The sequence below is a fragment of the Streptomyces sp. NPDC051322 genome (assembly GCF_040689485.1).
Taxonomy (GTDB): Bacteria; Actinomycetota; Actinomycetes; order Streptomycetales; family Streptomycetaceae; genus Streptomyces.
This window is the reverse complement of the sequence record NZ_JBFBAK010000003.1, coordinates 422914-443114: the sequence shown is the minus strand read 5'-3', so window position 1 is coordinate 443114 and position 20201 is coordinate 422914. Positions and strand designations below refer to the sequence as shown.

The 20201-nt window shown below is 72.4% G+C and carries 15 protein-coding genes; 2 read left to right on the top strand and 13 right to left on the bottom strand.

The features are described from left to right. Nucleotides 1-37: 37 nt before the first annotated feature. Complete coding sequence (locus tag AB0436_RS10225) at nt 38-3802, bottom strand: S8 family serine peptidase (protein WP_366467293.1); 3765 nt, start codon at nt 3800-3802, stop codon at nt 38-40. 194 nt (nt 3803-3996) lie between these two features. On the opposite strand from AB0436_RS10225, the gene AB0436_RS10220 reads away from it, so the two are divergent. After that, entirely contained in the window at nt 3997-4986 is a 990-nt protein-coding gene (locus AB0436_RS10220) for a helix-turn-helix domain-containing protein (protein WP_366467292.1), read from the top strand. 30 nt (nt 4987-5016) lie between these two features. Here the strand turns inward: AB0436_RS10220 and AB0436_RS10215 are convergent, their stop codons facing one another. From AB0436_RS10215 to AB0436_RS10160, 12 genes are all read right to left on the bottom strand, one after another. Then, complete coding sequence (locus tag AB0436_RS10215; protein ID WP_366467291.1) at nt 5017-6381, bottom strand: zinc ribbon domain-containing protein; 1365 nt, start codon at nt 6379-6381, stop codon at nt 5017-5019. Next, the gene (locus AB0436_RS10210; RefSeq protein ID WP_366467290.1) at nt 6378-6956 is read right to left on the bottom strand and encodes a phage tail protein; all 579 of its coding nucleotides are present in this window, start codon (nt 6954-6956) and stop codon (nt 6378-6380) included. The genes AB0436_RS10215 and AB0436_RS10210 overlap by 4 nt, the downstream gene beginning before the upstream one ends. Continuing rightward, complete coding sequence (locus AB0436_RS10205) at nt 6953-8911, bottom strand: putative baseplate assembly protein (RefSeq protein ID WP_366467289.1); 1959 nt, start codon at nt 8909-8911, stop codon at nt 6953-6955. The genes AB0436_RS10210 and AB0436_RS10205 overlap by 4 nt, the downstream gene beginning before the upstream one ends. Next, nucleotides 8911-9348: a GPW/gp25 family protein gene (locus tag AB0436_RS10200; RefSeq protein ID WP_365853473.1), complete on the bottom strand. Its 438-nt coding sequence runs from the start codon at nt 9346-9348 to the stop codon at nt 8911-8913. The genes AB0436_RS10205 and AB0436_RS10200 overlap by 1 nt, the downstream gene beginning before the upstream one ends. Beyond that, nucleotides 9348-11279, bottom strand: coding sequence for a VgrG-related protein (locus tag AB0436_RS10195; protein ID WP_366467287.1), 1932 nt, complete (start codon nt 11277-11279; stop codon nt 9348-9350). The genes AB0436_RS10200 and AB0436_RS10195 overlap by 1 nt, the downstream gene beginning before the upstream one ends. Then, nucleotides 11279-12034 carry a LysM peptidoglycan-binding domain-containing protein gene (locus tag AB0436_RS10190; protein WP_366467286.1) on the bottom strand — a complete coding sequence of 252 codons (756 nt, stop codon included), beginning with the start codon at nt 12032-12034 and terminating at the stop codon, nt 11279-11281. Before AB0436_RS10190 ends, AB0436_RS10195 begins: the two co-directional genes overlap by 1 nt. Then, nucleotides 12035-12472 (bottom strand): phage tail protein, encoded by a 438-nt coding sequence (locus tag AB0436_RS10185; RefSeq protein WP_366467285.1) that lies wholly within the window; start codon nt 12470-12472, stop codon nt 12035-12037. It lies immediately after the preceding gene. 95 nt (nt 12473-12567) lie between these two features. Then, nucleotides 12568-13356 (bottom strand): hypothetical protein, encoded by a 789-nt coding sequence (locus AB0436_RS10180; protein ID WP_366467284.1) that lies wholly within the window; start codon nt 13354-13356, stop codon nt 12568-12570. A gap of 2368 nt (nt 13357-15724) precedes the next feature. Then, entirely contained in the window at nt 15725-15883 is a 159-nt protein-coding gene (locus AB0436_RS10175; RefSeq protein WP_366467283.1) for a DUF6760 family protein, read from the bottom strand. Beyond that, nucleotides 15880-16362, bottom strand: a complete 483-nt coding sequence (locus AB0436_RS10170; RefSeq protein WP_366467282.1) for a hypothetical protein — start codon at nt 16360-16362, stop codon at nt 15880-15882. Before AB0436_RS10170 ends, AB0436_RS10175 begins: the two co-directional genes overlap by 4 nt. Further along, on the bottom strand, nt 16362-16805 hold the full coding sequence (locus AB0436_RS10165; RefSeq protein ID WP_365853489.1) for a phage tail protein: 444 nt from the start codon (nt 16803-16805) through the stop codon (nt 16362-16364). Before AB0436_RS10165 ends, AB0436_RS10170 begins: the two co-directional genes overlap by 1 nt. An 86-nt stretch (nt 16806-16891) precedes the next feature. Next, complete coding sequence (locus AB0436_RS10160) at nt 16892-18484, bottom strand: phage tail sheath subtilisin-like domain-containing protein (RefSeq protein ID WP_366467281.1); 1593 nt, start codon at nt 18482-18484, stop codon at nt 16892-16894. Nucleotides 18485-18743: 259 nt separating this feature from the next. Between AB0436_RS10160 and AB0436_RS10155 the strand changes: the two genes are divergently transcribed. Then, a complete protein-coding gene (locus tag AB0436_RS10155) occupies nt 18744-20177 on the top strand; it encodes an RICIN domain-containing protein (protein WP_366467279.1) in 1434 nt (477 codons plus the stop codon). Nucleotides 20178-20201 lie beyond the last annotated feature (24 nt).

Below are 20201 nucleotides of genomic sequence, written 5' to 3'. Positions count from 1 at the left end.
CACGGGAAGGACGCCCGGCGGACCGGTCAGGGCGTGATCAGCGCACGGCGTATGCGTCGTTCACGGTCTGGCTGACGGCGTTGCCGTTGGCATCCGTCAGTTCGGTCCGCAGAGTGACCGGCCGGCCGGCCGCGCCCGCGTGGTTCACGGTCGCGGTCCAGTGACCGCCCTGCTGCGCGGTGGTGGCCGGGGTCCAGGTTCGGCCGCCGTCGTACGAGTACGAGACTTTGGCCGCGACCAGCTTGCCGGGCGGGTAGCCGGCGTGGCCGCTGACGCTCAGGCCGATCTTCTGGCCGTCCTTCGCCGGCAGGGTCTTGAGCCCGTCGGTGTTCAGGTCGTAGCCCGGGAAGAGCAGCGGAATCCCCTGGGAGTACACGTTCTCCTCCCGCTTCGAGCGGAACTTCCAGGTGGTCTCGGTCCGGGTGGACCGCTTCCACACGGTTGCGGGCTGTCCGATCTTGGAGGTGGTCATGGTGAGCTCGTACGCGGCGTCTCCGGCCGGGACGGTGAACACCCCGGACGGCCAGCCGGACTCGCCCAGTACGTCACCGCCGCTGGTCAGCCGCATGGTGCCGATATCTCCGAAGGAACCCTGGAGGCCGAGGTGTTCCGTGTCGCTCCAGAAGCCGGGGGCGACACCGATCAGGTTGCCCTGCCGTTCGGCGGCGAGTTGCACCTTGCCCGCGGCGTCCCGCGGAGCGGCCGGGACCAGGATGCCCCGGTACCAGTTCTCCGTACGCTTCGTGTGCGACGTGTAGGTGCGGGGCTGGTCGGTCATGCTCTCGCCCCAGGGGAAGCTGGAGGAGACGTACCGCTGCCAGGCGGTGTCGTCCGCCGAGTAGTACTCGGTGCGCTTCCCGGGGACGGCGACCGTGTCGAGGCCCGCGGAGAAGCTGCCGCCGTACGGCCGGTTGATGATCATCGTGTCGGAGTAGTCGGCTGCGACGCCCATCGCCTCGTAGGTGGCGGTGGACCTGCCGAGCTTGCTGTCCCGGACCCGGTAGGTGCGGTCCGAGGTGATCGGGCGGGTCTCGGGGAAGGCCAGGTTGTAGACGAACGGGCTGGCGGCGGTGGCCTTCCAGCGCAGCTTCACCGGTCCGTCGGCCAGCGCCGCCTTCAGGGCGCCGGCCTCGCCGGCCTCGACGCCCAGCGAGGGCAGCGGCGCCGTGCCGTAGCCGACGGACGGCTGCCACCGGCCGGCGGACGGCCGGTAGGCGATGACCGCCCTCGCGCCGGCTGCCTTGGCGTCCCGTGCCTGGGTGATCACGGAGCCGTCGTCGGCCACCCCGACCAGGGCGACCTTGCCCGAGACGCCGGCGGCCCGCAGCTCGTCGGGGGTGCCGGTGCCCGCGTCGACGAGTGCGGCTTCGCCGCTGCCGTCGAGGTTGACCGAGCCGGTGCTCGCCACCACCGGGTGCAGTTCCGCGCCGCCGACGACCGACAGTTTCTCGATCAGCGGGGCGTACGCGCGCCAGAAACTGGCGAACTCGAAGTCACCGTCCCGTGCCTTGCCCCGCACATCGGCCAGGTAGTTCTTGACGATGGGGCCGCCGGTGACGGAGCCCGAATCCAGCCAGACATCGTCCCAGCTGCGTCCGAAGGAGAGCGTCGTGGAGCGGTTCTCGCTCGCGCGGTCCTCGGTCCGTACCCGGATCCGGTGGGCTGTGCGGGCGTCCAGGACCAGCGTGGTGTCCTTGGTGAGGTTCAGTTGCGGCCGGGCGAGGTATCCCACGGACTCGACCAGCTTGCCGGTGGCGTCCTCCGGGTCCGGCGAGGTGATGAAACTGGAGACGAAGTAGGCGCCGGGACGCACCCGGTAGATCTGGTCGGTGGCTCCGTCGTTGAAGCGGCGCTCACCGCTGGCGTCGTCGGTGCCGATGATGTCGAGCGAAGAGGAGCCCGCGGCGGGCTTGCCGGTGCGGTCGACGAGCTTCACCCGCAGGGTGACGGTCTCCGCGCCGACGTACAGCGAGAACGGCGTGGAGACCTTGACGCCGTCGGGGCCGGTGGCGAGCACCCGTCCGGTGACATCTCCGTACTGGGCGGCCTTGAGCTTCGCGGTCGGGTCGATCTTCAGCGGGACCGCGACGGTGGCTCCGGCCGGAACGGTGACGGTCCTCGCATCGAGGTCGGCGACCGGGGAGCGGACGGCCGAGCCGTCGTTACCGGTGACGCCGTCGACCTTCAGCGACAGCTTCACCGGTTTGCTGCCGGAGTTGGTGTAGGGGACGTCGACCGTGGTGCGGTCGGTCCTGTCCTGCGGCCAGTTGAAGGTACCGCCCTGGACGGCGGGGGAGCCGACGACGGTGGTGTCGATGGCTGCCTTCACATCGAGGCGGCCACCGCCGGTCTCGCGCACGTCGCCGGGGATGTCGCTCTTCGCGGACGAGACGAGCGCCGCCTTGATCTGCTGCGCGGTCCAGCCCGGGTGACGCTGCTTCACGATGGCTGCGGCGCCGGCCACTTGCGGGGTGGCCATCGACGTACCGGACATCGTGCGGTACGCGTACACCCCGCGGCCACCGGCCGAGGCGGCCAGGATGTCGACGCCGGGGGCGGCGATCTCGGGCTTGAGGGTGTGCGAACCGATCACGGGTCCACGGCTGGAGAACTGGGCCGTGGAGTCGTCGTGGTCGACGGCGCCCACGGTCAGTACGCTCGGGGCGCAGCCGGGCGAGGAGACGGTGTTCAGCGTCGGGCCGGAGTTGCCGGCCGCGACGACGAACAAGGTGTGTTCGCCGCGGGCGAGTTCCTCGGCGGCGACGCTCATCGGGTCGGTGCAGTCGGTCGGCATCGGGCTGCCGAGGCTCATGGAGACGACGTCGGCCTTCTGGTCGACGGCCCACTGCATACCGGCGATGATCCACGACTCGGCGCCGGAGCCGCTGTCGTTGAGGACCTTGCCGGCCAGCAGGTCGGTGCCGGGGGCGACGCCCTTCTCCTTGCCATGGCCGGCCGCGCCGGAACCGCCGACGGTGGAGATGGTGTGGGTGCCGTGGCCCTGGAGGTCGTTCATGGTGTCGGAGTCGGTGAAATTCTTCGACGCGGTGATCCGGCCCTTGAGGTCGGGGTGTTCGGCGTCGACACCGGTGTCGAGGACGGCGACCTTGGTGCCCTTGCCGTCGTATCCGGCGGCCCAGGCCAGGTCGGCGCCGATCTGCCGATTCGACTCGTGCAGGGTGGCCTGGACCTTTCGGTCGAGCCAGAGCTTCTTCAGACCGGAGGCCGAACGGGACCGGGTGTTGGTGACGTCCGACCAGAAGTCGGTCGCTTTTGCCTTGTCGGCCTTGAGCGCGACGCCGCCGATGGCGTTGAGCGCGAGTCCGCGCTCGGCGCCGCGCGGGGTGGCGGGCGCGGAGCGGGCCGCGTTCTTGCCGTAGACCGCGATCAGCGGCAGCGACTTGCTGCTCGCGTCGTCGTAGCCCTGGCGGATCAGCCCGGTGACGTTGAAGAGTTCCTCGTCGACCGTGCCGGCGGCCAGCGCGTCGGTGGCGGTGTCGGGGTAGACGTAGAGGTCCTTGCCGGACCGCCGGGTCTGTACGAGGGGGACGGTGCCGTCCTCGCGCGGCAGCGCGGTGGCCGAAGCGGCCCCCGAACTGTCCCTGCTCACCAGGACTTTGTCGCCGGTGACCAGGGTGACGGTGACCGGCTTGCTCTGCTCGGCGGCGGCGGCCGCACTGCCGGTGAGTGGTCTCTTCGCGGTCGTGACGTCCGGTGGCGCTGCCACGGACGGTGCGATCGCGGTGACGGTCAGGGCGACGGCGACGGCCGCCCCCAGTGCCGTACGCGATATCGGACGCATCGCTCTCCCCAAGTAAAACCGGAACACCCCTGAACAACCCGAAATATTCCGGATGTTGTCGGTATTGCAGTGGCGTCACATTGACAGAGCGACGGGCGGTAAAGGGATGATGTGCGCGGCGGGTTTGTGCCGCGACCGCTTTCCGCCACGACCGGGCGCCCGGAGACTACGGCAGGGTGAAAGGGGGCCCAGGGGTGCTGGGAGCCATAGGCCTCGACGAGACGCAGGAGTCGGCGTACCGCGCGCTCGTGGCGGTGGGGGCGGCGGAGGTATCCGATCTCGCGCACCGGCTGGCCCTTCCCGAGTCGAACACCGAACGGGCGTTGCGCAGGCTGGAACAACATGGGCTCGCCGCCCAGTCGTCGGCCCGCACCGGACGTTGGGTGGCGGCCCCGCCGGGGGTGGCGTTGGGGGCGTTGCTGACGCAGCAGCGCCATGAGCTGGACCGGGCGGAGCTCGCGGCGGCGCTGCTCGCCGAGGAGTACCGGGCGGAGGCCACCGAGCCGCCGGTGCACGATCTGGTCGAGGTGGTCACCGGCGCGAGTGCGGTGGCGCACCGCTTCCACCAGTTGCAGCTGGGGGCGGCCAGAGAGGTGTGCGCCCTGGTCACCGGCAAGCCGATCGCGGTCAGCGGGCTGGAGAACGAGTCGGAGGAGCAGGCCGCATCGCGCGGCGTCTCGTTCCGGGTGGTGATCGAGCGCGAGGCGCTGTCCTTGCCCTCGGGAATCCTCGAGCTCTCGGCCGCACTGAGCCGCGACGAGCAGTGCCGGGTCGTCGACCGGGTGCCCACCAAGCTGGTCGTCGCCGACGCCACCCTGGCGATGGTGCCGCTGACCGGACGCGACGCCGAGCCCGCCGCCCTGGTGGTTCACGCCTCCGGGCTGCTGGAGTCGCTGATGGGGCTCTTCGAGGCGGTGTGGCGCGAGGCCATGCCTCTCCGGCTCGGCGAGAACGGCCGGATGAAAGAGGAGACCATCGGGCCCGATCCGACGGACCTGGAGATCCTCTCTCTGCTGCTGGCCGGCCTGACCGACGCGAGCGTCGCGAAACAGCTGGAGCTGGGACTGCGGACGGTACAGCGGCGGGTGAAGGGGCTGATGGAGCTGACCGGGGCGACCACCCGGCTGCAACTGGGCTGGCACGCGTACGAACGGGGCTGGGTGTCCCGGGCGTCGCGAGGCTGACGTGGTGGTCGCCCCCTCACCGGTTCGGCGTCAGGAGTTCGACGCGCTGGAGCGTCCGAAGAGTTCGATCTCGGCGATGGAGACCTGGTTCTTCGACGATGCGCCGTAGGCGGAGCGGATGATGAAGCGCACCGCGGTGGCCGCGCCGACGCGGAAGGAGCGGGTTTGCGGTCCGCTGGCCTGGTCGAGGGTGAGATAGCGGGTGGTGGTGTGCCCGTCGGCGTTGGTGATCCGGGCCTCGATGCGGTGCGGGAGGGCGGCCTTGGAGAGGTCGCTGGGCTGGGTGGAGATGCCCGAGGTGATGACGACGTCCAGTAGCCGGGTGGGCTGCAGGAAGCGGGCCTCGACCCATTCGCCGTCGCCGGACTCCGTGACGCCGGGGCCCCACCAGGTGTTGTTGAACTTGTCGAAGGCCTTGTCGGCGCCGTGTCCGCCGAAGGACCGGGACGCCCGTTCGGAGTCGGGCGCGACGGGGGCGCGCTTCGAGAAGTGGTCGCGGACGGCGTGGCTCGCCGGGCCCACCTGGAACGCGGCGACGATGACGAGCGCGAGCGCAGCGGCGCCCGCCACCCAGGTGAGGACGCGGCCCAGGCCGCGGCGCAGCCGGGGCCGCTCGCCGGCCCAGGGCACGGCCCGGTTGCCGATGCCGAGCCGTCGCCACCACGGGAGCCTGGCCGGGTCCGCCGGACGGCCGGCCATGGTCATGCCGCAGCGGCGGCAGAAGTGCCGGTCGGGCCGGTTGCCCGTACCGCACCAGGGGCAGGGGGCGCCGCCTCCGTCGTCGGGTTCCTGGCCGGGCTGCTGGACCTGCGGACGCGCGGCGACCGGGCGGCCCGGCAGTACGGGGGCGACCGACGGTGCCTCGGGAGCCCGCTGCTCCGGGTCCGCGACCGGGACCAGCAGGGCTCTGGCCCTCTCCCGTTCCACATCAGGAGCCGGGTCCACGACAGGGATCCGGCCCGGGTCGGGAGCCAGGCCCGGGTCAGGGCTCCGGCCAGGGTCGGGAGCCCGGCCCCCGTCGGTGACAGGGGGCAGTGGTTCGGTGTCGTCCTCCGCTCCCCTGTCGTAGCCGGCGGGGCTGCCCGACCACTCGGGCCCGCGGGGCGGCCCGTCCGCAGGCGCGGGCCCGGCGGGCACCGGGGCACCGGCGGCCGGGGCGTGCGGCGAACCGGCCGACCCGTCCGGCGCCCCGCCGGAGGCAGCGGCGCCTCCCGGGGTGACGGCAGCGGCCGGCTCGGCGGCGGCCGCCGTACGTCCGCCCGGGCTCCACCGGAGCACCGCGCCGCAACCGTCGCAGAAGGAGTGACCGGGGACGGCGGGGGTACCGCACTCCGCGCAGGCCGAGGCCTGCGGGATCCTGCGGCCCGGCTCGGCGCCGGGGGTCTCGGTGGTCATCTGCCGGGTGTCCTTTCGGCCGCGGTCACCTGGACCGTGTAGGGCATGTGGGCGGGGCGGGCGGCCGCCACCAGGCTTTCCAGCCGGTGCTGGTCGGTGGGGCCGGGGTCGGACAGGGCCAGGGAGACGTGCAGGTGCGGCCGCCGGTCACCGGGGACCGGGCCGAGCGGCCTGGCGTCCCAGCCGGCGGCGCCGCTCTCGGTGATCTCCGGATCGACGCCGAAGGCGAGCCGGATCGCTTCCTCGAGGCCCCGGCGGGTGCCGCGGATCCGGTGCAGATGCGCGGCCGCTGCCACCGCCGTACGGAGCACGGCGTCGCCGTCGTCGTCGAGGCCGGGCCGGTCCGCCACGTCGGTCTCCGCGCCGACCCAGTCGCCGAGCCAGCGGGTGAAGTCGGCCGGTGCCAGTGAGGGGGTGAAGTACGCGTCGAGGCAGTCCAGCACGTTGTGGATCGGGGCCAGGACCTCATCGAGCCCGGCGACGAACCGCTGGGCCAGGTCGTCGTCGGCGAAGACGGCGGGCAGCATCATGCCGAGCGGCGCGGACGAGCCGAGGCCGTCGACCGAGCCCCTCATGAGCCGTCCCCGATGACCCGGACCCGGTGGTCGTAGGAGAACACCAGGGCCGGCGGTTCCAGGTCGATGCGTTCGGTCGGGTCGCCGCGTTTGCCGGTCAGCGGGTCGGCCGGGTGCAGCAGCACCTCGTCGACCAACTCCACCCCGGGCACCCGCTGGAGGACCGCGAAGACCTCGCCGGACTGCACCGGCCGCCCGAACGGCCACCCCTTGCCGTGCACGCCACCGGTCAGCGGGTCGAGGTGGCGGTAGAGGGCCTCATGGGCCTGCCGCCTGACCAGGTCGGTGTCGGCGCCGCGAAAGGCGTGCAGCGTCGCGACGACGGTGACGCCCTGGTAGAACGGCGGCCCCACCGCCAGCCGGGTGCCGAGCAGCCGCCGCGCGTCGAGATACCGGGTGATCCGGTCCAGCAGGGCGTCCCCGGGGACTAGTTGCTCGAAGCGCAGCCACCCGCCCGGGTCGGGCACCGCCTGCGGCACGACCAGTACCCGTACGGCATGGGCGCCGTGCTGGTCGGGGTCGCCCTCGATGCAGGTGATGCGGGCGGTCTCCGGGGCGGCGCGCCGGGCCAGCTCCTCGTAGTCGCGCAGGGTCACCGCCCGGTCCTGGGCGCGCAGGGTGATGGGCGCTCGGGCCTTCGCCTCGGCGACCGTCTCGCCGTCCACCCCGCCCCTGGCCGCCTCCCGGTTGACGACCTCCGCGACGTACGGGATCGAGTTGCGCAGCACCTGGACGGCGCCCCGGGCGACGTTGCCGGCCCGGCCGCCGCCGGTGCGGTAGCGGCGGGCGCGGATGACCGCACCCTTGGGCGGCACCGCCCCGTACTGGCGCAGGGTGCCGTCGGGTTCGCGTACGGCCGGGCCGAAGGCGATCTCGCCGGTGGCCGCGTCGAGGGTGAGATGCCGGTCCTGCGGGCCGGAAGCGGCGAAGTGCGGGACGACGTCCCAGTCGGTCCAGCCGTCGCGCTCGGCGACCTGGAGGTGCAGCGGCGGGACGTCACCGACCACCGGGGCGACCGCGAGCCGCAGCCGCTGGCCGGGCAGCCCGGTCGACTCGCCGAGCGCCTCGTCGCGCACCGTCTCGGCGTGTACGACGCCGGTGGTGCCACCGATGGTGAACGCCTCGGCCGACCGCACGGTGGGCGAGGTGGTGTAGAAGGGCTGGCCCGTCTCCGGGGCGGTGACCCGGCAGCGCAGCCAGCCCGCCTCCCGGCGCCCGGTACGCGAACGGGTGTGGCCGCCGGGGACGTGCAGGACCACCTCCCCGGGGCGGTTGAGGCCGCCGGTGCCGTCCCGGTCGACCTCGCAGGCGCGCCAGCCGTCCTCGGTCCATGCCTCCCAGACCAGCGGCGGCTGCCTGGGGTCCACACCGACACCGTCGACCTGGCTGTCCAGGCCGAGGACCACCGCGCAGTGCGGGACGGCCGCGGTGAGCCCGAGCAGCATGCAGTCGCCCGGCTGGGGCGATTCGGCGAAGCAGAGCAGGTCCTTGCCCTCGCCGAGGTCCACCGTCCGGTCGACGGCGGCCTCGCCGTTGCGCTGGACGACGAGATACGCCAACTCGCAGGAGACCACGGTCAGATCCCGCTCGGTGGCGAAGACGACCGCCTCCTCGCTCTCGGTGCGCAGCGTGGAGACCTCGGTGCCGGTGGGCAGCAGCACCGCCTCGTCCATCGGCGCGGACAGCCAGAAGGTGACATCGGTGCGCGCCGCGGACGGCGGGAAGAGGGTGATGCCGATCAGGTCGAGGAAGGCCAGGTGGTTCTTCTCCGGCACCCGGTTCAGCCGGTACACGACCTGGTCGGCCATGTGCGCGACGGTCTCGACCAGGGTGACACCCGGGTCGGACACGTTGTGGTCCGTCCACTCCGGGGCGCGCTGCTGGATGTAGCGCTTGGCGTCGTCGACGAACTGCTGGAAGCGGCGGTCGTCGAGGTTGGGGGAGGGGAGTGCCATCAGTGGTCGCTTTCGGTGGCCGGCCCGGAGTTCGGGGACGGCTCGTCGTGGGAGGGGATGACGTAGAACGGGAAGACCAGGCTGCGCGGGTTGTTGGTGCCGCGGACCGAATAGCGGACGTCGATGAAGAGCACGCCCTGCTGGTCCCCCGCGGTCACCTCCACGTCCTCCACCTCGATGCGCGGCTCCCAGCGGTCCAGGCTGACGTACACCTCGTGCTGGATCCGGCCGGCCGTCGCCTCGTTGACGGGGGCGAAGACCATGTCGTGGATGGCGCAGCCGAAGTCGGGGCGCATCGGCCGCTCCCCCGGCGCGGTGGCCAGGACGAGCCGGATGGCCTCCTCGACCTCGCGCTCGCCGCTGACCATGGCGATACCGCCGGTGGGGCCGATCCGCAGCGGGAACGCCCAGCCGGTACCGACGAATTGCTCAGCCATCACACCACCGGCATTCCGTTGGCCTGGACCAGGCCGAGCAGGTCCACCTTCAGCGCCTTGATGCCGAGTTCGGCGGCGGCCTGGATCTGCGCGGTGGCGCCGGCCGAGATGCTCACGGCGCCGACCGCGTTGAGGGCCAGCGCGCCCAGCGCGCTGAGGCTCATCGCGCCCTCGGCCTTCACCGACAGCAGGCCCATCGCGTTGATGTTGAACACGCCGCCGGTGGCTCTGGCGGTGATGGACCTGCCCTGGATGTCCAGGAGTCCGCCGCTTTTGATGGACACCTTGCCGCGGGCGCTGAGCGACAGGTCCCGGCCGGCGTCGACGGAGACCGACGTCGAGCCGTGGATGCTGACGCTGCCCCGGCTGTCGACCGTGATCTCGGTCTTGGCCCGGTCCAGCGTGATGGTCAGTTTGTTGTCGCCGGAGCTGAGCCGCACGCCCCGCTTCCCGACCCGCTGGTCGAGCAGGTCGAGGCGGTCGCCGCTGCGATCCGCCAGCGTACGGCGCACGGTCGTCCCCCGGGTGGGATCGGTCAGCGGGACATCCACTTTGCCGGGGACGTCCTTGCCGTTGTAGAGGCCGCCGATGACGAAGGGGTGGTCCAGGGCGCCGCGGTCGAAACCCACCAGCACCTCGTCCTTGACGTCGGGCGCGATCACCCCGCCGCCGCCCACCCCGCCGAACTGCACGGTACGGGTCCAGTCGCTGACGTACTGGTCGTCGAGCCAGGGAAACCGCAGCTTCACCCGGCCCTGCTTCTTCGGGTCGTTGATGTCCGTGACCACCGCGTTCGCCACCCCAGGCAGCCTGACCGAGCTGCCGGCGCCGCCCGACGCCAGCCCGTACAGCGAGCGCCACTGCCGCCCGCTGACGGTCAGGAAGGTCTCGTAGTGCCGGCCGTCGCCGAAGGTGTGCCGGGCGGCGGTCACCGTGTATTTGCCCTCGAACGGCTCACCGACGTCCGAGAGGGCAACCGGAACACCGGGCCGCAGCTTGGGGTTTCCGCGTACGGTCACCTCCAGCTCCGCGAAGGCCGCGGTCACGTCGTCGGCCAGCGCGGCGGCGGCCTTCTTCGCCTGCGGCGCGCTGTCGTAGGGGGTGTCGGTCTCGACGAGGGTGGCGGTGCCGAAGGCACTGACGGCCTTCGCCGGGGTGGTGCCGATCTCGTAACCGGGGTTCTTCGCGGCCGGTGAGCTCTCCTTCAGGTCCTGTTTCTTCGCCACGTCCCAGCCGCGCACATCGACCCTGCTCACCTGGTCGGCGGAGGTGACGGCGGCCCGGCAGCGCAGGATGTCGACGCCCGCCTCCAGGACCAGCGGGCTCTTCTCGCTCGGGGTGCTCACCGGCGGCGCGCCGGACGCCGGGTCGGCGGTGACGAACTGGAACTTGCCCTTCGAGTCGATGGACATCACCATCTCGTTCTCGTCGGCGAGCCGGCCAAGGAAGTCCCAGTCGGTGACGTTGGCCTGGGAGATGAAGTCGTAGACGGTCCTGGTCCGGTCGATGGTGCCGACCGGGACCTTGTCCCTGGCCGCGAGCTTCCTGGCGATGTCCGACGCGGTCACCTTGGTGTGCGCGAGGACCCGGCGCTGGCGCAGCATGCGATGCCCGAGGTCGTATCCGCGTACGACGGTGAAGGTGCCGGTGCCGTCGTAGTCGCTCTCCAGGCCGGTGACCTCGCCGGTGATCAGCGGGGACTGGGCCCCCTTGCCGTCGGCGACCGGCGCCAGCACCACGTCGGCGCCGATCTTGGCGCCGGAATCGGCGAGCACCTTCCTCTTCGGGTCGCGGAAGGTGAGCTGGAACGCGCCGGGTACCCCGGCCCCGAAGTCGACCCAGCCGGCCACCAGCAGGGTGGCCAGGCTCGGCGTCAGCGGTTTGCCGGCGATGGTGACGTGCAGGACGTTGGAGTAGCCGATCTGGGTCATCAGTGGCCGACCTCTTCGGCGGCGGGAAGCATGAGTTCGGTGCCGGGGCTCAACTGGGCGGGATCGTCGATGTCGTTGGCCTCGGCGATGGTGCGCCAGACGGTGGCGTCGCCGTACTCCCGCCAGGCGAGGAACTGCAGCGAGTCACCGGCCACCACCCGGTGCACCCGGCGGGCGGTGAGCGCGCCGGACGTGGGGTTCTGCCCGGCGGTCTTGCTCGGGATCTCGTGCAGATGCACCTGGCAGGTGGCGCGGATCGGCACCCCGGTGGTGGAGAACAGGCTGTAGGTGGCGTCCACCGAGCTGACGTACGCGGTGAAGCGAGCCGTGGAGAAGGCACCCCACTGGAAGACCACCCAGGGGGTCGACGGCTGCTTGGCGGCGATGCTCGCGGAGGTCACCTCGCAGCAGGAGAAGAGTGCTTCGACGTTCTTCCGCACCACGTTGCTGTCCGGCTTGTCCGAGCAGTCGAGGAAGACCTCGACCGTCATCTCGCGGGGCTCGGGCCCCATGAACTCCGGCACCGCGCCGTCGCGCACCGCGGCGGTGGGGGTGGTCTTCCACTGCGCGCGACGGCTCAGCGCCAGCTGGGAGGGGTTGAAGTCGAAGTCGAAGGTGCGGATCAGCCCACCGGGCGTGGTGCTGTAGCCGACCGGCGGCTGGTGGATGGCCAGCGTGGCACGCACCAGGCTCTTGCCCGCGCCCTTACCGCCACCCTTGCCACCGCCGCCCTTGCCACCGCCCTTGATCGCCATTTACGCCGCCCCCGCGTCGGTGAAGCCGTGGTGGGTGATCTCCAGCGTCTCGACGGCCACCGCGGGGCTCGCCGGGTCCAGCGAAGGCCCGCGCCAGCTCACCGGCAGCACATCGATCAGCCCCCAGCGAGCGACCAGCGAACCGTCCGCGCGCAGTGCGGAGATCTGCGCGGTGGGCCGGGTCACTCCGGTGGTGATGGAGGAGATCCAGGCCGCGACCTTCGAGGTGTCCGGGGTGAGCGGGCGGGTCAGCGTGATGTTCGAGAAGGTGACCCGCGACGGCAGCTGCCACACGAAGCCGTTGTTGCCGCCCTCCTGGTGCTGCTCGACCTCCACCTGGGAGGAGAGCCCTTCGCATCCGTTGAACGTGCCCAGGCTCTCGCCGTCGATGGACAGGCTGAAGAAGATGGTGGAGCCGGGATCGAGGTCCTGGGGCATCGGGTGCGGCTTTCCTTCCTTGGCGGTTCGAGTGGTGCGGGCGGTGCGGTGTGTCGTTGTTGCGGGGTTCCGGCGGCGGGGTTCGGCGGTGAGGGTCAGCGGCGGGGGTCGCGGAGTCTGCCGATCCGTTCGCGGTCCATCCGCAGCTCGGTGCGGAGCAGCCGGGTGATCGGGCCGATCAGCCGGTGCGTCAGCTCGTCCACCTGCCCGTCGGAGAGCTCCCTCGCGTCGAACCGGCTGCCGGTGTCCTCCGTCGAACCGTCGCAGCGCGGACCGTTGTTGAGGCTCGGCGGTGCCGGCCGGGCGGGTGCGGTGTACGGCGGGGGGCTCGCGGCGTACTCGGTGTACGGGGGTGGCTGCGCGCTCCCGCCCCCGCCTGCTCCCGCCCCACCGGCCGGCGCGGTGACCGGGGACAGCTGCGGTGGTGCGGGCCGGGACGGTTTCACCAGCGCGGGGGGCGGCGGCGTACCGGGCGCCCGCTGCACGGGCAGCGCGGCCGGGGCCGCGGCGGCCGGTGACCCGGCGGACCGGATCGGCACCACGGGGGCGTCCTGCCGCCCTGCGCCACGCAGGGGTACGGGGGTGGCGAGCGCGGCCGTCGTGGTGGCGGGTGCGGTCGGCGCGGTGGCGGGTGCGGTCGTCGCAGTGGCGGGTGCGGTCGGCGCGGCGGCGGGTGCGGCGGTCGCGCCGGGTACGGACGCGGCACGTTGCACGGGCAGCGCGGGGAACGCCTCGGCGACACCCCGGAACCGTTGGCCCTCGGCCCCGCGCCTGACCGGGTCGCCTCCGTGTGCGGCGGCGGGGGCCTGACCGGGCACGGGCTGTGCGGCCCGCGGTTCCGGCGAAGCCTGCTGAGCCCGCGGCGATACGGGCGACGGCGTCATCGCCGTGCCGTGCCCCGGCGTGGGTGCGGCACGACGCTGCACCGCGGGGGCGGCGGCCGGGGTCGCCGACCGCTGCCCGTGCGGACTCGGTTGTGCCGGCTGCGCGTTGTCGTGGCGCGCAGGAGGCCGGGGCCGGGTGACACGACGTGGTGTGACCCCCGCATCGGAGTCAGGCTCCCCGGCCCCGGGTGCGACGGGGCGGAGTGCCACCGCATCCGCTGCGGTACGCGGCGGTACTGCGCCGGACGTCGACGGCGGCGGCTGCACCGCTCGCGCCGAGGCCAACGGACGTACCGGCGCTGGGAGTACAGGCCCGGACCGACCGGGAGCGGCGGTTGCCCGCACTGCCGAGCCGGTGCTCGTCGGAGCCCCCGGACCGGGCACGGCGGACGCGGGCGCGCGTTGCACTACCGGCCCCGGCCCGGTGCGCGGCGCTGCGCCGGGCACCGGAGGCCGGGCCAGGACGGGCGCGGGCGCGGGTGCGGGCGTCTTCCGCTTCGGGGATTCGGCACCGGTCTCCTTGGTCGGCAAGGGCGTCGGGCCGGCCTGCATGCCGTCAAGTGCCCGCGTCCCGGGCGGTGGCCCGGCCAGTGGTGCGCCGAGCAGCGGGCGACGCCGGGCAGGGGCCGAGGGCGAGTCGGGAGTCGCCCGACGGGTCTGTACGGGGGTCGGCGCGGACGCGCGGCCGGGCCGTTCGGACGCGGGCCGCACGGCGCCGCCGACCGCCGGACCATCGGTCACGCCGGGTGCGGGGGCACGCCCCGCTGCCGGGACCGGCGGAGGCAGACCCGGGCCCGCGGAGGCCGGCGGCACGGTGACGTCATCCGCCGCGCCGCCCGCTGCAGCGGCCCGCTCCGGGGCCGAACCCTGGGCGGGCGCACTCGGGCCCACGGGGCTGCCCAGCCCAGGGGCAGCAGCACCAGGCCGGGCGGAAGTTGGCTCCGTGCTGCCACGACCCGCCGGACCGCCGGGTGCGGCGGCCCGTCCCGGGCCTGACGCGGCAGCACGCTGCACGGACACCGGCCGCGCGGAAGGTGGCTTCGCGCTGCCACCGTCGGCCGAACCACCGGAGGCCGCCACCGCAGGTCCCAGCGCGGATCCTCGTGCGGCCGCACCGGTGGCTGTACCGGTGCCGACGGGCCGCCCCGCTCCCGAAGCCGTGCCCGGTGCGGGGGAAGTGCCGGTGATCGGTCTGCCACCGGGCAGCGGGGCGCCGAGCCCGGCCACCGACCTGCGCGGTCCCTGCGCCGCTCGCCGCTGCACCCGATCGGCACCCGGCGGTGTCACACTTCCCGGCGCACTGCCTGCCAGACCGGCACGTCCTGGCGCCGTGCTCGTACTCGTTGCGTCGGTGGGGACCGAGCCGGTGCCCTGCGGACGCGGGGACGCGACCGGAAGGGGTGCCGGCGTCGGGGCCGAGTCGACGGGCCCGGTCGGGGTGTCCGACAGCGGCGCCGGACGCCGCGTCGGCGCGCTGTCCGGCGCGGCTCCGGGCTGCCGGTCGGCGCCGGCGGGCGAAGCCGCACGGCCGGAAGGTTCCGCCGTCACCGACCGCTGGACCCGCAGGGAATCGGAGTTCGTCTGCTGCCGCAGGGGCGAGGGCCGTCGGTCCACCGGGCCGCCCACGTCGGCGCCGGGTGGCCCGTCAACGGCACGGGGACCGGCGGGAGGGCCGGCAGGAGAACCGTCATGTGCACGAGCAGGGTCACCAGCACCACCGGTCACGCCCGCCCCCGCGGCAGCCTCACTCGCCGGTGCTCGGCGAGGCGCGGCCGGAAGGACTCGGCGCTGTACGGCGGCCGGTGCGGGCGACCTGGTCAGCGCGGGCCGGCGGCCCGATTCCGGTCGCACGGGCGCCACCCGGGGCCCGGTCGCTCGCGCGGCGGCGACCGTCCGCTGGACCGAGTGGCCCGGCGCGCCCGACATCGAGGCGCCGGACAGCCCCTCCGGGCCGGCCGGTTCCACGCTGTCGTCGACCACCGCGACCGGAAGCGACAGTCCGGGCAGCCCGAGCCCGCCGCCCGAAGGTGCGGCCGTCGGCGTCAGCGCGTCGCGCAGCAGACCGGCCGGTGCGCCGTCCAGGACGGCATGCGACAGCGTCCTCCCGAAGGAGGGGTTCTGCCACGTCGCCAGCCGGGAGCCGAAGTCGGCGGTCGCCACCGCGTGCCCGGCGACACCGGAGGCGGCGCGCTGGATCGGCGGCAGCTCCCGCCACCCGCTGGGGGACGGCCGCACCGAGGCCGGTTCCGCCGCGACCGGAGCCCCGGAGGCCGGAGCCGCAGAGGCCGGAGCCACCACCCCGGGGGCCGAATCCGGAGCCGTACGCCCCCGCAAGCGATCGAGGAATCCCATGACCGTCGTCCCGCCTCTACCGATCGGCCGACGCGCGCGTCACGAGCGTGGCGATCTGCTCGGCGTACCGGCGGCGGTCACGGTGTTCGAGGTCCAGGATGTCCTCCAGGCTCCAGTGGAAGTGGTAGGCGATGTACGCGATCTCCTCATGGACACGGTCGGTCGCGTACGTCACGATTCCCCCAGGCGGCTCCCGCCGAGTTCGACCTCGAACGGCTGCTCGCAGTGCGGACAGGTCACCCCGGCCCTGGTGTGGCCCTCGGCATTGACCTGACGGTAGAAGTCCTGCAGGAACGCGAGGTCGGAGGCGAACATGTTCTCCACCACGCCGTCGTGCATATGCGGCACGCTGCCCAGCCGGGTGATCACCCGGCCCAGCAGCACCACCGACAGATAGGCCGGGTTCTCCTGCACCCGTACGTCCCGCAGCGGGATCAGCTCGTCCCGCGCGGTGGCCAGCCGCATCACGCCGTCCCGGTGCACGGTCCCCGACTCGTCGACATAGCCGCGCGGCAGCTCGAAGGCGAACTCGGTGCGCAACTCCCGGCGCACCGGGGCCGGTTCGGCCGGGGCGGCCGCCGGCGCCGGATCCGTACGATCGGCGGTGACGGCGGCGCTCCCGGCAGGCTGCTGGACAGCCGCTCCCCGGCGCATTACTCCATGATCATTTCTTCGTAGGTGATGGTGACGCTCTCGGTCAGCGCGGACGCCTCGCCGGCCTTCACCGTGCTGGCCGACACCTTGCTGCACCAGGCGTTGCGCAGGTGGTACCGCTTCACCGGGTTGTTCTGGTAGTCCATCACCAGGATGCTGGCGTTCTTGCGGGCCGAACCCATGTCGCCGCGCACCGAGGCGTTGATCCAGTCGTTGAACGACGACGACTGGGTCATACCGCGGACGACGGTGGCCTCTCCCGCCTTCTTCACGCCGGGCAGTTTCTTGGTGACGGGCTGGCCGTTGGCCGATACCTGCTGGAACTCGATGACGTCCTGCGTCATGTCCAGGCCGTTGACCTCCTGCAGGTACTCGACCATGACGCCGTCGATCTGCAGGCCGAAATTGTGTGAAGTGAGGGAATCGCCGGGCTGGAGACTCATGAACTCTGTTCCTTCTGCTGAGACCGGTCGTTACGGGGAGGGCGCTGGGGGCGGCACCGGCCGGACGGGCCGGTGCGGAGAAGCTGTTACTCCTCCAGCTCGCCGCCGCCGCTGGAGAACTGGGCCAGCCGGAAGATCACGAACTCGGCCGGCTTGACCGGGGAGACGCCGATCTCGCAGATGACCCGCCCGAGGTCCACCGACTCCGGCGGATTGGTCTCGGCGTCGCACTTCACGTAGTACGCGTCCTCCGGCGTGGCGCCGAAGAGCGCCCCGTTGCGCCACTCGGTGACCATGAACGCGGAGATGTTGCGCCGGATCCGGGCCCACAGCGCCTGGTCGTTCGGCTCGAAGACGACCCACTGGGTGCCGGTGAGGATCGACTCCTCGAGGTAGTTGAAGTACCGGCGGACGTTGAGGTAGCGCCAGGCCGGGTCGGAGGAGAGGGTGCGCGCACCCCAGACGCGGATACCGCGGCCGGGGAAGGACCGGATGCAGTTGATGCCCAGCGGGTTGAGCAGGTCCTGCTCGCCGCGGGTGATCTGCATCTCCAGGTCCACCGCGCCGCGTACGACCTCGTTGGCGGGCGCCTTGTGCACCCCGCGCTCGAAGTCGTTGCGCGCCCAGATGCCGGAGACGTGGCCGCTCGGCGGGACCAGCCGGGTCTGGCCGCCCGCCGGGTCGAAGACCTTGATCCACGGGTAGTACAGCGCCGCGTACTTCGAGTCGTAGCCGGCGGTCTCCTGGCGCCAGACCCGGATCTGCCGTGCGTTGAGGCCGGGCGGCGGGTCGATGACGGCCAGCCGGTCGCCCATCAGCTCGCAGTGCGCGATCAGGCCGAGCTGGACCGCCTTGACGGCCTCCAGGTCGATCGCGCCGCGCTGGTAGGCGGCCATCAGGTCGGGGACGGCGACCATCGAGATCTCGTCCACCGCCTCGAGACCGCCGAAACCGGTACGGTCCGCGGAGTCGCCCAGGTAGTCGCCGATGCGCACCTGCTCGCCAGCCGTCTCGACCGGCAGCGGAGCGGCGGCCGGGGCGGCGGGCGGCGCGGCGAGCGCGACCGTCTGGTTGTCCGGCCTGGCGAGCTGTGCGGCGGCCGCCGCCTCCTGCAGGACGATCAGCTTCGAGCGTTCCTTGACCTGGGTGACGACGTAGTTGCGGCTGCCCTTCTTGGCCGACACGTCGAAGGTCTCGGCCACCTTCTCGCCGTCCTTGACGACCAGCTTGAAGCGGTCGGCCGGACCCTCGGTGTCCGCGACCTCGACGCTGATCGCGCCGCTCTCGCCGGGGGCGACGGCCGATACCTCGAAGGTGCCGAGCTGCTTGGGCTCGCCGGGCGGCAGCGCGGCAGGCGCGGCACCGGCGCCGACGGCCGCCGGTCCCTGCGCGGCCTCGTCCGCGACCCCGCCGGGCACTCCGCCGACCCGGACCACATAGGCGGCCGAGCCGCCGTTGTTGAAGAAGCCGTAGACCGAGTGCGCGAGGAAGTAGCCGTCGGTGAACTCACCGAACGAGGCCACGTACTGCGTCCAGTTGGTCACCAGCGTCGGCTCGTTGAGCGGACCGACGGGGGCGAGACCGACGAAGGCGGCCACCGAAGTGCCCACTCCCTCGATCGGACGCGAGCCGCTGGCCACCTCCTCCACGTACACGCCTGGTGACAGGTAAGACGGCATACTCAGCTCTCCTCGGGGTACAGGACAGGACTGGACCCCACCTTTCCGGGCGAAGCCCGCCGGCGGAACGTCCCGGCGTACCTTTCCGAGGGCATGACGCCTGCCCCGAAGGGACATCGCGGTGCCCGCCGCCCGCAGCCCGGCGTGCGTACCCGCACCATCTACCGGAGCGCGCCTGCCCCTTCGGGCACCCGAGGAGGGCCCCGGTGTGCCCCTGGGCTACCTGCGGCAGCGGCGGCGACCGCCATAACGTCGTCGGGTGAGCATCTGGACCTCGCTGGAGCCCGCGTCCACCACGGTGGACCCCGGCAGCACAGCCACCGTGCGGCTCAGGCTGCGCAACACCGGTGACATCGTCGACGAGTACCGGTGCGTACCGGTCGGCGACATCGCCCCGTACGTGACCGTCGAACCGCCGAGTATCCGGCTCTTCCCGGGCACCACCGGCACCGTGGAACTCACCTTCGCGCCACCGCGCACCCCGGACGCGACGGCGGGCCCCAACCCGTACGGCGTGCAGATCATCCCCACCGAGCACCCCGAGGCCACCACGGTCCCCGAGGGCAACGTGACCATCACGCCCTTCACCGAAGTACGGGCCGAACTCGTCCCGCACACCGTCAAGGGCCGCTTCCGGGGTCGCCCCCGGCTGGCCATCGACAACATCGGCAACACCAGGCTCACCGCCTCGGTCAACGGCAGCGAGAACGGCGACCAGCTCTCGTACGAGATCCACCCCGCCAACGTCCAGATCGAGCCGGGCCGCGCCGCCTTCGTCGACGCCACCGTGCGCCCCCGCCAGATCACCTGGTTCGGGCGCAAGGAGAACCGTCCCTACCGCCTCGCCGTGCAGCGTTCGGGCGTCCAGCCCCTCACGGTGGACGGGGTGTACGTGCAGAAGGGGTTCCTGCCGCGCTGGCTCGCCACCTTCCTCGCGATCGCCATGGCGCTTGCCGTGACGTTCGTGATCGCCTGGTTCGCCTACAAGCCCCCCGTCCACAGCCTCGCCGCCGAGAAGGCCGCAGACGTCGGCCACACACTGACCGACCCGACACCGACTCCCGGCGCGAGCCTGGAACAGCCGTCGCCGAGCGCACCCGCGGCGCCGGTGAGCCAATCGCCGGCCGGTGATCAGGGAGGGGCGGGCGGTGGGAAGCCCAAGGCGAAGAAGAAGACGCCGCCGGATCCGTCGAACTCCAAACACGTGTTGGTCCAGAACACCGCGACCGGACTGTGCATGGAACTGCCCGGCCGGGACGCAGGCAAGATCAACGGCCCGGTCGTGGAGAACGACTGCAACCCCACGGACCAGGACAACCAGATCTGGGACTTCGAGGTGCGTTACGCCCATGGCGGCCCGAACGGCGCCCCCCTCTTCCAGATGCGCAACGTCAAGGACCACCTCTGTGTCGACCTGGGGGAGCTCGGAGGCCGGCCGAGCGGAACGCCGCTCGCCGAGTTCACCTGCGTCGGTACGCTGGCCGACAACCAGCTCTGGTGGCTGGAGAAGCAGCCGAACGGCGGCTACTGGTTCCACAACTACGCCAGCAACCAGATGTGCCTGAACGTGGCAGGGTTCCTGCACCCCGGCCCCAACCAGCCCTCCGAGACGTCCCAGCTCACCATCTTCGATCCCTGCAGCAACACGGATGACCGCGAGTGGAGGATCCTCAAGGTCGAACCGAGTCAGTGACCGGACGGCAGGCTGGTGACCGGA

Excerpts from the sequence above, each read along its gene's own strand:
- AB0436_RS10180 (WP_366467284.1), bottom strand. The coding sequence starts at position 13,356 with ATGACGCCGTCGCCCGTATCGCCGCGGGCTCAGCAGGCTTCGCCGGAA.
- AB0436_RS10225 (WP_366467293.1), bottom strand. The coding sequence starts at position 3,802 with ATGCGTCCGATATCGCGTACGGCACTGGGGGCGGCCGTCGCCGTCGCC.
- AB0436_RS10215 (WP_366467291.1), bottom strand. The coding sequence starts at position 6,381 with ATGACCACCGAGACCCCCGGCGCCGAGCCGGGCCGCAGGATCCCGCAG.
- AB0436_RS10165 (WP_365853489.1), bottom strand. The coding sequence starts at position 16,805 with ATGAGTCTCCAGCCCGGCGATTCCCTCACTTCACACAATTTCGGCCTG.
- AB0436_RS10160 (WP_366467281.1), bottom strand. The coding sequence starts at position 18,484 with ATGCCGTCTTACCTGTCACCAGGCGTGTACGTGGAGGAGGTGGCCAGC.
- AB0436_RS10205 (WP_366467289.1), bottom strand. The coding sequence starts at position 8,911 with ATGGCACTCCCCTCCCCCAACCTCGACGACCGCCGCTTCCAGCAGTTC.
- AB0436_RS10190 (WP_366467286.1), bottom strand. The coding sequence starts at position 12,034 with ATGGCGATCAAGGGCGGTGGCAAGGGCGGCGGTGGCAAGGGTGGCGGT.
- AB0436_RS10210 (WP_366467290.1), bottom strand. The coding sequence starts at position 6,956 with ATGAGGGGCTCGGTCGACGGCCTCGGCTCGTCCGCGCCGCTCGGCATG.
- AB0436_RS10195 (WP_366467287.1), bottom strand. The coding sequence starts at position 11,279 with ATGACCCAGATCGGCTACTCCAACGTCCTGCACGTCACCATCGCCGGC.
- AB0436_RS10200 (WP_365853473.1), bottom strand. The coding sequence starts at position 9,348 with ATGGCTGAGCAATTCGTCGGTACCGGCTGGGCGTTCCCGCTGCGGATC.
- AB0436_RS10185 (WP_366467285.1), bottom strand. The coding sequence starts at position 12,472 with ATGCCCCAGGACCTCGATCCCGGCTCCACCATCTTCTTCAGCCTGTCC.
- AB0436_RS10170 (WP_366467282.1), bottom strand. The coding sequence starts at position 16,362 with ATGCGCCGGGGAGCGGCTGTCCAGCAGCCTGCCGGGAGCGCCGCCGTC.